The organism is Marinoscillum sp., from assembly GCF_040222955.1.
GTDB lineage: Bacteria > Bacteroidota > Bacteroidia > Cytophagales > Cyclobacteriaceae > Marinoscillum.
This window is the reverse complement of record NZ_JAVKCA010000021.1, coordinates 200,535-213,986: the sequence shown is the minus strand read 5'-3', so window position 1 is coordinate 213,986 and position 13,452 is coordinate 200,535. Positions and strand designations below refer to the sequence as shown.

Sequence of the window (13,452 nt, the reverse complement as noted above, 5' to 3'; positions counted from 1 at the left end):
AGAAGCCAAATGATCAATAGCATGGAGAAAGGAATAGCGTTAGAATCCACCATTACCTGTCCTAACTGCGGACATCGGAAGGAAGAAACCATGCCTATGGATGCATGCCAGTACTTCTATGAATGTGAAAATTGCCACCAGGTGCTGAAGCCCAAATCAGGTGATTGCTGCGTGTATTGCAGTTATGGAACTAAGAAGTGTCCACCGGTACAAAATGGAAGTTGTAACTGTTAGTCGTCTTAGGTGCTCATTACAGCAATTGTCGCTATCCTAATCACTTCCTCAACGGTTGTAACTTTAATCTATGGAAGTCAATGAAGGTTCCGATTCCGGAAATCCGTCAATACACACCCTCTTCAAACTTTCTAAATTTTTATTCGTTATTCAAATCAAATGTCATTCAAAGCCTCATTACATAATTCCCCATTCTACGTATTAGGCTTAAGCTTACTTTTATTAATAGCCCCATGCCAGGTACGAAATTTCATTCAAGCCCAACTTGATGTACCTCAAACGGAGGTGGTTAATAAGAGTAAAGCAACAATTTCTAGTTTTAGCTGCCACGAAATTGAGGAAAGTGTTCTCAGTGAAGCAAAAATTGGATCGTCTGAAAATGTGAATCATCACTTGCCTTTTGATGGCAGCAATTTAGTTCTGTCTCTGTCCATCAAAACCCCGACAAAGTATGACACATTCACTTCGTCATCTGCTAATGCGGCATCGGTCGCTTTATATATTTTGTACTCAAGGTTGAAAATTTGTTTTTAGCTGATTGAATCAGGAACAGTGATGTAAAAGTCCATTCAGGACTGATATTCAATCAATTAAAACAAATTCAAAATGAAATTTCAAGATTCAAAACTTGAAGTGAACTATCTGTCTGTAGTCACACTTCGCATAATGCTTAGCCTCATATTTATCGTGGCGAGCGCAAATCATTTTCTCAACACGGATAAGGTAATCGCTCGTATAGAAAGTGCCAATTTTGGGACTATCGGTTATCTATTGGGATCTCCCCAGGTTTCAGTGATTCTATCAGGCATTATAATGTTGGTAGCCGGAGGAGCTTTATTATTTGGCTATAAAACCCGGTATTCAGCTTTAGTATTGGTGACAGTTTTGATTCCAATTACTCTCACAATTCAGGTTGGGCAATTGGCCACATTAGGTCCTCTTTTTAAGAACATAGCGATCATGGGAGGGCTTCTTTTCTTCAGTATCAATGATAATTTCAAAAAACTAGAGCAATGAGAAATTTAATAATAGCAACAGCAATACTATTCATGGCAGGTGCAGAAATAGTAAATGCGCAAAGTATCCAAGAGGGCAAAGACAACTACCTGGTAATTTCTAAGAATATTCAGCAGCTAAAACCCATTATCCTTACTGCCCGGGATTTGGGAAAAAGTGAGGAGCAGTCACTCGGAGAATTTCATGTTTTAATCTGCGGTAAAACGGTAAAGGACATAAGCGGAAATGAGGCATTTAAGGAGTTGCTGGAAGAAGCGCGCAAGCAAAGGATACAAGTGCTGGTCTGCGGTCTGTCTCTTTCAAAGTTTGATATTGGCATTGATCAGCTACCGGATGATCTTACCATTGTTGACAATGGAATACTCCATGCTTTACAGCTTAAAAAGAAAGGATTTATAACGTTGACTATATAAGTGTGCTACTGTTGAAATTAGAACTTTCGTTCTGCTCAGTAGGATAAAAAGTCATAGTCAGGTTAAACTGCTTAACCTGACTATTTTAAAACCTTTACTTTTAATGATGCTCCACAAAACCTTGAAGATAGAGATACCAAAAAAAGAGCCAGGATACTTATTCTGGCCCTTTTTTTTGCTTAACTAAACTGAATAGCAATTAATCACTTACAATAAGCCTACTGCCTTCTGTAATTCCAGTTGTGCAACATTCACCTCGTATGCGGATCGAAGAACGCTGAGTTTGGCTTGAGACAACGCCAGCTCAGCATCAGTAAATTCCAATCGACTGCTTAGTCCCTCTTGATACCTCTGCATCACCATAGTGTAATGAAGTTCGGCGGCATGAAGTGTTCGCTTGTGCATATCCATTCGATCCTTAGCTCCTTGTAACCGAACCTGGATACTTTGTACTTCGATAGCTACTTTCTCCTCCAGGTCCTGCAAGGCCGTTTTAGCTTGTTGCAATTTCAATTTAGCCTGGGCTGTCTGCTGGTTCGTTCTGCCTCCAGTGAATACCGGCACATTTAATTGCATTCCAACATAGCTAGTCGTTGGCCAGGCATATTTCGAGAATGACAAATCATCAGCCTGAGCCTGCAACTGATAACTTCCTACCAATGAAAGCACTGGTAATCGTTGGGCCTGGGACTTTTCCAGACCGTTCTTGCTCAATTCAACAAACCAGTATTGCTGCCTTAAATCTGGTCTGTAATTCACCTGCTCTTCGATCGGGAAATTGACTTCACTTTCTGAAACCAATCGATCAGTAAGTACCAGATCATATTGATCGGAAAAGCCCAGTTTATATTTAAACTGAATCAATGCAATTTGATAGAGGTTTTCCAGGTACGCGATATCGGCGATCAGATTATCTATAGCTATAGCACTGCGCACGGTATCAATCTTTAGTCCCTTGCCTTGCTCATAAAGTTGCTTAGCATCTTTCAGCGCATAGATATTTCGCTCAAGGCTCTGACGATTCAGGAGTATGGTCTCCTCAATCAAAAGAACTTCATAGTACGTTTTGGCAACGTCCAATACCAGGATGGTTTCCATATCTTTTGATTGTTCTTGCTCTACCAGGGCATTCAATTTGGCTGATTTAATCTGCCTTCTTGCTACCTCAGAAAGGATCGGTTGATTCAGGTTGATAGCGGCATTCCATGCATTCCTACCACCAACCGCCACGTCCACTACAGGCGACTCACTGCCCACAAATGATCCGGGCATGAAAATGACTGCACGGTCGATAAAATGGGTATATGATCCACCGGCAGAAATTGTTGGCAGCAAGTGACCCTTGCTTTCCTTTATTGCCTGTTCAGCCAGGTCATTTTCCAGCTTCTGCACCATGAATGCCTTGTTGTTTTTCTTGGCCAGGTCAATGGCCTCATTCAGGTTCAATTCGAGCCTTTGGGCCTTACCGGAATAACACAGCCCAAGCAGGAGCAGTCCGGTTAATATGTTATGTATATTTTTCATGAAATATGTCGTTAATGGTTCACGGATTCCGATTCATCCACCACTTCAGTAGCGAATTTTGAAGAAGACAAATAGGAATAAATAGCAGGTATAATAAATAGGGTCAGAATACCTGCGAAGATCAATCCCCCAACGATTACGATCCCCAGTGACTGACGGCTATTGGTGGTCAGTGCAATCGGAAGCGCACCGAAAATCATAGCCAGAGAAGTCATTAAAATAGGTCTGAATCGTTGCTCAGCGGCTACTTTAGCTGCTTCAAATTTGGAAAGCCCCGTGCTCTTTAAATGATTGGCAAACTCGACGATCAGAATACCATTTTTGGTGATCAATCCAATCAGGGTAATAATTCCTATCTGACTAAAAACGTTTAAGCTTTGGTCAAACCATTCCAGGCTCAGCAATGCACCAGCAATGGCCATAGGTACGGTGAGCATGATGATGAGTGGATCTCTTAAACTTTCAAATTGAGCTGCGAGGATCATATAGATCATCACCAGAGCCAATATCAATGTAAAAGCAAGACTACCCTTACTTTCCATATAGTCGCGTGATTGTCCTGCCAATGAGCTTGTGAAATTCTTCCCCAATACTTCAGCTTTAATGCGCTCCATTTCCTGAATCCCTTCATCCAGGCTCACCCCAGGGGCCAGACCGGCGGAGATTGTCGCAGAGGTATACTGATCATAGCGGTAGATAGCTGCAGGGCTGATTCCTTCCTCGATGGTCACGAGATTGTCTATGGGTATCATCTGACCACTGCTAGATCTGACATTGATGGCCCGGATGTCACTGATGTCATTTCTGTTGACGTGCTCCACCTGACCTATTACTTCATACTGTCGGTCATTCATCAGGAAATAGCCATATCGCTGACCTGAAAATGCCAACTGAAGAGCCCGTGCTACTTCCTGAATGGAAACCCCCATCATTGCAGCCTTGTCCCGATCAATATTGATCATTAGTTCGGGCTTATTGATCTTGAGATCACTGTCCACAAACATAAGTTTGTTGCTCTGCCTTGCTGCAGCCAAAAATTTGGGAAGTACACTCGAAATACTGTCAAGATTTGATGCTTGAAGCACATACTGGATCGGTTGACCACCGCCATATTTCGTTCCGATAGTTGGAGGCATGTAAGGGAACAAAAGGATGTTTCTGAATTGACCTGAAGCTGCTCCGTACTGATAATACAATTCCTGAGCTGACATCTTTCGCTCCTTTGGATCCTTAAGGTAGATACTTTGCACAGCCACATTTACAGGAGCAGGAGCCGGAATAAAGGAGATGGCCACCATAGAATAGGTCTGATACAATCCGTCTGTGTTGTCATTGACATAATGTCCTACTTCCTCCATGTTCTTTTTCATGAAATCATAGGAAACTCCCTCAGGCGCTATGGCTATGAGCATCATGTTAGACCGGTCTTCAAGTGGTGCTAATTCTGAAGGCAGTTTACCTCCCAAAAAGTAGATCAGGGCCCCGGTAAGGGGCAGGAAGATCCAGGCCAAAAATCGGTATCGCATAAATGAATGGAGTAATTTTCCATACCCATTATTTAGGCCTACAAAGAATGGCTCAGTCACTCGATACAACCAGGTTGGCTTATTGTGCTTTTTTAATAAATAAGCGCTCAGCATGGGAGATAATGAAAGCGCTACAAAGGCAGAGACCAGTACAGATCCGGATACTACGATAGCAAATTCCTTAAAGAGTTGCCCACTGATGCCTCCCATGAATATGATGGGCAAGAACACCGCAGCAAGTGTTATGGTAGTAGAGATTACGGCAAAGTAAATTTCTTTAGACCCTGCAAATGCGGCCTGAACCGGATTCATCCCGTCCTCTACTTTTTTATAGATATTCTCCAGAACCACAATCGCATCGTCAACGACCAGACCAATGGCCAGTACTAATCCAAGCAGTGTTAACACATTGATGGAGAATCCGGCGACGTACATGATAAAGAAGGCAGACAGGATAGATACAGGAATGGCAAGGACTGGAATAATGGTAGAGCGCCAATCTCTGAGAAACAGGAAGATGATAATTACTACCAATCCAAAAGCAATGAGCAACGTCTCTTCCACTTCTTTCACAGATTCACGTACGGGCTTTGTGAAGTCAAATCCAACGATCAGTTTGTATTCTGAAGAAACTTCTGTTCTTAGTTGATCCAGCCGTCTGTAGAATTCGTCCACTACTTCAATCGCATTGGCTCCCCTTTGAATTTGAATGGCCACACCCACGCCTATACGGTCTGCTTTATCTGTTCCATTAATGATGGCGTTTCTTTCATTCACCTCACCCAGCTCAGCAAAACCAATGTCCTTCAATTTGATGGCGGTAGTGGGCGTTTGCTTGATAATCATTTCATTGAAATCTTCAGCGGTCGTAAGGCGACCCAGCGTACGAACACTCAGTTCATTGCTTTGGCCTTCAATCCTTCCGGCAGGCAAGTCAATATTTTCTCGCATCAAAGCCACTCTGATATCCTCAGGAGTCAGCTGATAGGCAGTGAGTTTGATTGGATCGAAACGCAATCGCATCGCATATTTGTGCTCACCTACAATACTGACTCGTTGAATACCCGGGATGGATTGAATTCGCTCCTTGATGGTTGTTGAGGCCAAATGACTTACTTCCTTGATGTCTTTGGTTTCACTTTCCACTTCCAGAAAAGCCACCAGGTTATCAGGTGAACTGGATTTCTCCACAATCGGAGGATCCAGGTCTGACGGCAATTGGTTTTTTGCCTTAGCAACTTTGTCGCGCACATCGTTAAGTGCATCTTCCAGATCAATATTTCGATTGAATTCGATGGAGATAATGCCAACCTGCTCTCTGGACTCAGATGATATGGTTCGGACTCCATTTGCTTCTGCAATGGATTCTTCCAACGGTTTGGTAATTTTGGATGCGATTACATCGGGGCTTGCGCCCGGATAGAATGATATGACAGAAATCACCGGAGGCTCAGTAAGTGGAAATTCTCTGATTCCCAAATACTTCCATCCAACCAAACCCATGATGACAATTACGGCGGAAAATACGCCTGCCAGTACTGGTTTTCTTATACTTAATGAAGGTAAACTCATGACCGTATTATTTTGAAGTAACTATTTGTACAGGTGTACCTTCACCAGTTCGTAAGAGATTGGAAATCATTACTGTGTCGCCATGGGCAAGTCCCTGAGAAATCAATGCCTCAGACTCGCTTCGGTTGCTTAGTTTGACGGAGGTAGATTTAGCCACACCGCCCTTAACCACAAACACAGAATATCCACCAGCACCAGGTATAAGTGCTTCAGTGGGCAACTTGATCCCCAGTTGGTTGGCAGAAGAAGTTGGGTAATAAACGCGTACTGACATGCCCGGCTTCAGGTTTCCGGCCTTATTATCGGTGGTTGCATGAACTGTGAGCGCTCTTGTTTGAGCATTGATTTCTGATTCAATAGCTGAAACTTTTGCGTCGATTTTCTCCTCTGAATCAGGCAGGGTAAATGAAATCTTCATGCCTGTATTAATCGCAGACAAATATTTTTCAGGAACCGAAAACTCGATCTTGAGCGGATTAACTTCCTGCAATTTCACAAGGATCATCCCAGGGTTGGCCAGCGCGCCGGTAAATGCTTTGGTCATACCTGCAACACCCGAAAAAGGAGCAGTGATCTGCGTCTTCTGAAGTTCAACTTGCAGAAGGTCTTTTGATGACTGGAGAGCAATCAATCGAGCAGTTGCTATGTCAAACTCCTCCTGGCTTACTGCGTCGTTTTTCAATAAAGCGGAGATCCTGTTTTTGTTGACGATGGCCAACTGAAGATCAGCTTCAACCTGCTTAAGGCGAGCCATAAGGTCAGCATCATCAAGCTTATATAGAAGTTGGCCTTTGGTGACATAGCTGCCATCATTAAAAGCCACAGCCACTATTTTTCGAGATACTTCACTGACTACTGATATTTCCCTGTTGGAAACAACAGAGCCGGAAACTACTTCGAATTGGTTAATCGATGTGGTAGAAACTACCTTCACGTCTACAGGTAGCTTAAAAGGCTCAGGCGCAGCAGCATTGCTTGCTTCGTCACCTGCACTTGAACAACTCTGAATAGCCATGACGATCACTGCCAGCAGTAGGTTCAAATAGATTTTAGTGCTTAAATTTTTCATAAGTTTTAATTTTTTTCAGAGAAAGGGCCCATGTAAAAACAGGACCCTTCGTTTAGATTTTTTTTTATTTAGGCGTTTTAATACCTACTAAAGCAACCAAGGTCCCCAGCACACCGATGACGGCCGCTGTTCGGAAGGCACCCTGAAATCCCTCAGTTAATGCTTCTTTAGTTACCGCCCCATCCAGGGACAATCCGTTGGTAATGGAAATGGCAATAGCCACAACAATGGCTAAACCAATCGCTGATCCCACCTGATAAGTGGTGTTCACCAGGCCGGAAGCCAATCCGGTTTCTTCAGGCTTTGCACCCGACATAGCGGCCATGGTTCCGGGGATATACGCCAGGGACATACCGATGGCTCCCAACAGAGAAGCACCCAATACATCCACAAGGAAATTTCCATCTACTGAAACCGTAGAGAACCATACTAGTGAAGCAGTGAGCGCCAGCAGTCCGGCCACCAGGTTATTCTTCACACCGAAGCGCTCAATCATTTTGCCACTCACCCCAACCATGAGGATCATGATCGCAATGGTCATAGGCAACAGGGCCACTCCTGACCAGAAAGCGGAATAACCAAGAGTTTGCTGTAAGTACAGGTTCAAGTAAAACCACATGGGGATCCATGCACCTGCCATCAACGCCATGACAAGATTGGCTGCAGATAGATTAGGAGCCTTGAAGATGCTCAATGGAAGCAATGGAGACCTGGAGTTCTTCTGGATTGCAATGAACACGATTAACAGTACCAGTGCAATTGCAAAAAAGCTAATGGTAGTCAGGGACGTCCATCCATTTTGTTCTACCATCACCAGTGTATACACTATCAACATGGTGGCAGCTGTGACCAAAATGGCGCTGAGGTAATCGATTTTACCCCGAACTTTACTTCCATTCATCAGTAGAGAAGCACCGAACAGCATCACTAGTATTCCCATCGGAATGTTGATGAAAAACACCCATCTCCAGGACATATACTCAGTAAGCACACCCCCAAGGAAAACACCAGCAGAACCACCGGCCGCAGCAGAAGCACCCCAGAACCCGAATGCTTTTCCTAGCTCTTTTGGATCTGTGAAGATGCTCATGAGGAGGTTCAGAGCCGCAGGAGCAATGAGCGCAGAACCCAGTCCTTGCAGTGCTCGTCCGGCATTCATAGACACCTCTGACCAGGCCAACCCGGTGAGCAAAGAAGCCAGAGTGAGTATTGCAAAACCCCAAAGAAAAATGTTCTTTGAGCCATACAGGTCGGAAAGTTTTCCGCCCAGAAGCAACATCCCACCAAGCACGATCACATAGGCATTGAAGATCCATTGTAATCCTGACGGGGTGTAGTTCAGCGCACTTTGAATGGCAGGCAAGGCCACCCCGATGATGGAGGTATCCATGATTACCATAAACTGTGCGGTACACAGAACCGCTAAAGCTGCCCAACGTTTCTCGTAGAGCGAGCTTGTGTTTAATGACATTGAAGTTGACATAATTGTGAAATTTTATTTTCACAAAATTCCGCCGCTTGCTAATCTGCTACTTTACACAATTGCCTCTATTGATTGCACAATTGTGTCGCGGATAAGGAGATTTCTTTTTTCATTTGGTGAAATGCTCAATAACTCCACCCAATACAACACGGTTTATTTACTTTGGCAGTAAAACAATAGGGACGTGGCTATTAAGGGTAAATAGCCATCATTAATTACTAGCAATGGGTGATCTTACAAAACCGTCGTTTAAAGAAGCATGCTTGTTCTGGCTGAAACTTGGATTTATCAGTTTTGGTGGCCCGGCGGGTCAGATTGCCATTATGCACGAGTTTCTGGTCGAAAAGAAAAAATGGATTTCAGAAAGTCGTTTTCTCCATGCGCTAAATTATACAATGATATTGCCCGGACCTGAAGCTCAGCAACTTGCCACTTACACAGGTTGGCTGCTGCACGGTACTAAAGGAGGGCTGGTAGCGGGTGTATTTTTTGTACTTCCTTCCATGTTCATCTTATGTGGACTATCGGCTTTGTATGTAACATATGGCAATATTCCCTGGGTAAATGCCATGTTTAGCGGATTGAAGCCCGCTGTAATGGCAATTGTCATTCTGGCACTGATAAAAATCGGGACTAAATCATTGCATACCACATTTCACTTTATGGTGGCCGGCACAGCCTTTGTGCTAATGTTCTTTTTTAATACCCCCTTTCCATATATCATTATTGGGGCTTTGCTATTGTCTTTTGTGGCACGCAGAATGCTTCCATCACTGTTTAAGCAGACCTCTTCCGCACAAGAGCAACTGGCAAAGGATGAGGAGCAGTACTTTATCAACCGCAATCATTTTCTGCCTGATGCCGGTTTTAAAGTTAGAAGGTTGGTTGGGCAGGTGTTCGCAGCTGCTTTGCTATGGGTGATTCCCATCGGACTATTTTATCTGTTCAGTAATGATTTTACTTTCTGGAAGCAGCTCTCACTCTTTTTCACACAGGCTGCATTCGTCACTTTTGGAGGAGCTTATGCCGTATTGCCCTATGTAGCTCAGGTGAGTGTGGAGCAGCTTAATTGGCTGACCGAACTTCAAATGATTGATGGTCTGGCACTTGGTGAAACCACGCCGGGCCCGTTGGTTATGGTGCTGGTGTTTGTTGGTTTTATGGCGGGATACAACCACTTTGACGGCTCTGTGTTGATGGGGGCATTGGGGTTGGTTGCCACCACCTTTTACACATTTGTTCCATGCTTCCTTTTCGTCTTTGCCGGGGCGCCCATTATCGAAAAAACACGCGAAAATGAAAAGATCAAACAAGCATTGACACTGGTGACAGCAGCAGTTGTAGGAGTGATCCTTAACCTGACCATTTATCTGGGTAAGGCCATTGTGTTCCCCGAAGAAATGACTTTGGGAGGAATTGATTACCCGACTCTGGGATGGGTAGTGGTTTCATTTGTGGCGATGTACCGATTTAAACTGAACATGATCACCTGGATAGTGATCAGCTCAATATTCGGACTGGTGAATCATTTTATAACTCAGCTGTTTTAATCCAAAGACTGGAAATAGTTATTGGAGATTTTGTTGCTATGATGAAGTGAGCTGTCTCTATAGCAATCTTCCTCCTATTTATTTACCTTAACTGTGCAATTTGAATGACCTTGGAAATCACTCAGCTACATATTAAAAACATGGTTTGTCCCCGCTGTGTCATGGTGGTCAAACAAGCCTTTGATCAGATTGGCGTAGCGCCGCTATCAGTTGAGCTGGGGGAAGTGAAGCTGAAAAACGAATTGACTGCCGATCAGCAGGAGCGGCTGGACGACTTTCTTCAAAAAAATGGTTTTGAGCGGATCGATAACCGGAAGGCTCAGCTGCTGGAGAAAATCAAGACCCTGGTCATAGATACCATCCATCATCGCGATCCATACGATACCCACATCCAATGGTCGGCCTACCTGTCGGATCAGCTCCACTATGACTATAACTACCTGAGCGGACTTTTTTCGTCCATGGCGGGGATCACACTGGAGCAATACATCATTCGTCAGAAAATGGAAAAAGTGAAAGAGTTTCTGTTTTATGATGAATTGTCTGTGAAAGAGATTGCGTACAAAATGGGCTTCAGCAGTGTGGCTCACCTCTCCAACCAGTTCAAAAAGATCATCGGTATGTCTCCAACCGACTTTAAGAAGAGCATCCAAAACACCCAATCCAGAAAGTCTCTGGATCAGATCATATAATCTTGTAAGCCTTCCTGGCGATTTTATAACATTTTGGAGGTTGATCCTGCGCAATTTTGAGTAAAAATTGGAGCGATGGACAGCACTCAGATCAATATCAAAGGGATGGTTTGCAGCAGATGCATCTTTACCATCAGAGAGCGCCTGCAAACGGCGGGCATGTTTATCCGGGATATTTCACTCGGCAAAGTCACCTTTTGCAAGCCTATTGACGACCCGCAAAAATCAACCGTTCAGGCCATTCTTTCCGGCCTTGGGTTTGAGTTGGTTTCTGATAAAAAGGAAAAGCGGCTGGATGAGATCAAAACATTCATCCATACCTGGATTGATGAGGGCAGCGGCAGAAATTCAGCAATGACTCTTTCTGAAAGTCTGGCTAATCATTTGATGACCCACTATGATTCTCTGGGGGAGCTATTCTCACAGATGGAAGGTAAGTCCATTGAAAAGTATCACATTGAAAAGCGTATAGAAGTCGTCAAGGAAGCGTTGGTGTATACCGATAAATCACTCTCGCAGATTGCATACGAAAGGGGATACAGCAGTCCACATCACCTTTCTGCCCAATTCAAAAAAGTCACCGGATTGAACCCATCGGAGGTAAGGAGAGTTAAACAAGATAAATCTTATCTTCAGGGAAATTTTTAGCCATCCTTCTACAGAATCCAAGAAATCATGGAATCCTTATTTGCCCATATCGAAAAGGTTGTAGCACTCAATGAGGAAGAGAGGGATCTGATTTCAAAACATTTCAACCCTAGAAAGTACCTGAAAGGTCAGTTTATTGTACAGCAGGGTGACGTTTGCCGTTTTGAAAATTTTGTGGTGAAGGGTTGCCTCAAGACCTTCCATATCAGTGCCAGTGGGCAGGAGCATGTGGTGATGTTTGCCATTGAGAATTGGTGGACATCTGATCTTGGAAGTTTTCTCATGCAGACACCAGCCGCCTATAATGTGCAATGCCTTGAGCCTACAGAGGTTTTGCAGATATCATTGGAAGCACTGAATCGATTATATCAGGAAGTCCCCAAAATGGATCGGTTTTTTAGAATTATAATTCAGAATGCTTATGTGGCCTCAGATCAGAGAATCATCCAAAATTTCAGTATTCCTGCCAAAGAAAGATACCTTGCCTTCAGGAGACGATACCCTGAAATAGAACAGCGTGTACCTCAATATCTGATCGCTTCATACCTTGGGATCACCAAGGAATTTCTCAGTAAAATCAGGAATCAGCTGATCTACGAGTGATAAAAGTTAAACTGGTTTAACCTCATTTTGTAATCTGGTTTATCGTACAGGCTTCAATTCTCCCGGAGCTTTGCCATAGTATTTAAACGAAAAGAAATGGCAAAATTATTAGAAAAAATCAGTGAATTGAATGACCTCATCCTGGAAGGAAAGGCATTGGAGGCATTTGAAAAGTATTATCACCATGACGTGATGATGCAGGAAAACGACAATGAACCTACAGTAGGCAAAGAAGCAAATCGAATTCGGGAAATTGAATTCTTCGATTCTATTGTTGAATTCCGCTTTGCAAAACCACTCAAGGTGGCAGTCGGGGAAAACTTCACCATGGTTCAGTGGCATTATGACTATACGCATAAAGACTGGGGGGTTAGAAATTACCAGCAGATATCTATCCAGGAGTGGAAGGATGGCCAAATCATTTTGGAACAGTTTATTTATAGTAATTAAAAGATTCAGTGATGAAAAAGATACTTTTTAATACTTCAGAATCTGCCTCTCCGCTATTACTTAGAATATTCCTGGCACTGGTGATCTTTCCGCATGGGGCGCAGAAACTCCTTGGTTGGTTTGGTGGATTTGGTTACACCGGTACCATGTCTTACTTCACTGATCACGTGGGATTGCCTTACGTGATTGGTTTTCTTATCATTCTGTTGGAATCCATAGGGGCCATCTTGTTATTGACAGGTTTTGCGACACGTTTCCTTGCAGGATTTTTCCTTGTATTGGCTGTCGGAATTATTGTAACCAGTCACTGGGAGAATGGATTTTTTATGAACTGGTATGGGAATCAAGCGGGGGAAGGATATGAATATTTCCTCCTTTGGATCGGTATGGCTCTGGCACTCGTTTACTCCGGGGCTGGCAGGTATTCATTTGACAGGCTTTTGTCCAGGTAAGCCGATGTTGATTAACAGAGCGTAAAGCCGGATAAATAGGGAGTTAGTGAGGGATCCAAAGTTCCCTCACTAACTCCTTTTGTTATTTAAATCAGGCGACTCATCAGATGAACTAAATATCATTTCTCTGCCTAAAAAAGAACAGGTCTCCATAATGATGGAAAAGGTGTAACCCATATCCGAAATTGTGTAACACCCAATTACCAATGCTTCCTCAAT

The 13,452-nt window shown here is 43.5% G+C and carries 13 protein-coding genes; 9 read left to right on the top strand and 4 right to left on the bottom strand.

Annotated elements, in window-relative coordinates; translation table 11 throughout:
- Window positions 1–21 precede the first annotated feature (21 nt).
- From RIH33_RS18665 to RIH33_RS18655, 3 genes are all read left to right on the top strand, one after another.
- Window positions 22–234 carry a GDCCVxC domain-containing (seleno)protein gene (locus tag RIH33_RS18665; protein ID WP_406652840.1) on the top strand — a complete coding sequence of 71 codons (213 nt, stop codon included), beginning with the start codon at window positions 22–24 and terminating at the stop codon, window positions 232–234.
- 606 nt (window positions 235–840) lie between these two features.
- Complete coding sequence (locus tag RIH33_RS18660; RefSeq protein WP_406652838.1) at window positions 841–1,251, top strand: DoxX family protein; 411 nt, start codon at window positions 841–843, stop codon at window positions 1,249–1,251.
- On the top strand, window positions 1,248–1,664 hold the full coding sequence (locus RIH33_RS18655; protein WP_406652837.1) for a sulfur reduction protein DsrE: 417 nt from the start codon (window positions 1,248–1,250) through the stop codon (window positions 1,662–1,664). Before RIH33_RS18660 ends, RIH33_RS18655 begins: the two co-directional genes overlap by 4 nt.
- 207 nt (window positions 1,665–1,871) lie before the next feature.
- On the opposite strand, the gene RIH33_RS18650 is transcribed toward RIH33_RS18655, so the two are convergent.
- The 4 genes from RIH33_RS18650 to RIH33_RS18635 all read right to left on the bottom strand — a co-directional run bounded on the left by RIH33_RS18650 (window position 1,872) and on the right by RIH33_RS18635 (window position 8,838).
- Window positions 1,872–3,188 (bottom strand): TolC family protein, encoded by a 1,317-nt coding sequence (locus tag RIH33_RS18650; RefSeq protein WP_406652835.1) that lies wholly within the window; start codon window positions 3,186–3,188, stop codon window positions 1,872–1,874.
- A gap of 11 nt (window positions 3,189–3,199) precedes the next feature.
- Entirely contained in the window at window positions 3,200–6,286 is a 3,087-nt protein-coding gene (locus RIH33_RS18645; RefSeq protein WP_406652834.1) for an efflux RND transporter permease subunit, read from the bottom strand.
- A gap of 7 nt (window positions 6,287–6,293) precedes the next feature.
- Window positions 6,294–7,355: an efflux RND transporter periplasmic adaptor subunit gene (locus RIH33_RS18640; RefSeq protein ID WP_406658721.1), complete on the bottom strand. Its 1,062-nt coding sequence runs from the start codon at window positions 7,353–7,355 to the stop codon at window positions 6,294–6,296.
- Between the two features lie 64 nt (window positions 7,356–7,419).
- Entirely contained in the window at window positions 7,420–8,838 is a 1,419-nt protein-coding gene (locus tag RIH33_RS18635) for an MFS transporter (protein WP_406652830.1), read from the bottom strand.
- A 224-nt stretch (window positions 8,839–9,062) separates the two neighbouring features.
- Between RIH33_RS18635 and chrA the strand changes: the two genes are divergently transcribed.
- The 6 genes from chrA to RIH33_RS18605 all read left to right on the top strand — a co-directional run bounded on the left by chrA (window position 9,063) and on the right by RIH33_RS18605 (window position 13,233).
- Window positions 9,063–10,388 (top strand): chromate efflux transporter, encoded by a 1,326-nt coding sequence (gene chrA, locus RIH33_RS18630; protein WP_406652829.1) that lies wholly within the window; start codon window positions 9,063–9,065, stop codon window positions 10,386–10,388.
- 104 nt (window positions 10,389–10,492) lie between these two features.
- Window positions 10,493–11,080 carry a helix-turn-helix domain-containing protein gene (locus RIH33_RS18625; RefSeq protein ID WP_406652828.1) on the top strand — a complete coding sequence of 196 codons (588 nt, stop codon included), beginning with the start codon at window positions 10,493–10,495 and terminating at the stop codon, window positions 11,078–11,080.
- A gap of 75 nt (window positions 11,081–11,155) precedes the next feature.
- Entirely contained in the window at window positions 11,156–11,728 is a 573-nt protein-coding gene (locus tag RIH33_RS18620; RefSeq protein ID WP_406652827.1) for a helix-turn-helix domain-containing protein, read from the top strand.
- 27 nt (window positions 11,729–11,755) lie between these two features.
- Window positions 11,756–12,331, top strand: a complete 576-nt coding sequence (locus RIH33_RS18615) for a Crp/Fnr family transcriptional regulator (RefSeq protein WP_406652826.1) — start codon at window positions 11,756–11,758, stop codon at window positions 12,329–12,331.
- 96 nt (window positions 12,332–12,427) lie between these two features.
- Complete coding sequence (locus RIH33_RS18610; RefSeq protein ID WP_406652824.1) at window positions 12,428–12,781, top strand: SnoaL-like domain-containing protein; 354 nt, start codon at window positions 12,428–12,430, stop codon at window positions 12,779–12,781.
- Between the two features lie 11 nt (window positions 12,782–12,792).
- On the top strand, window positions 12,793–13,233 hold the full coding sequence (locus tag RIH33_RS18605; protein WP_406652822.1) for a DoxX family protein: 441 nt from the start codon (window positions 12,793–12,795) through the stop codon (window positions 13,231–13,233).
- The last annotated feature ends 219 nt before the right edge of the window (window positions 13,234–13,452 follow it).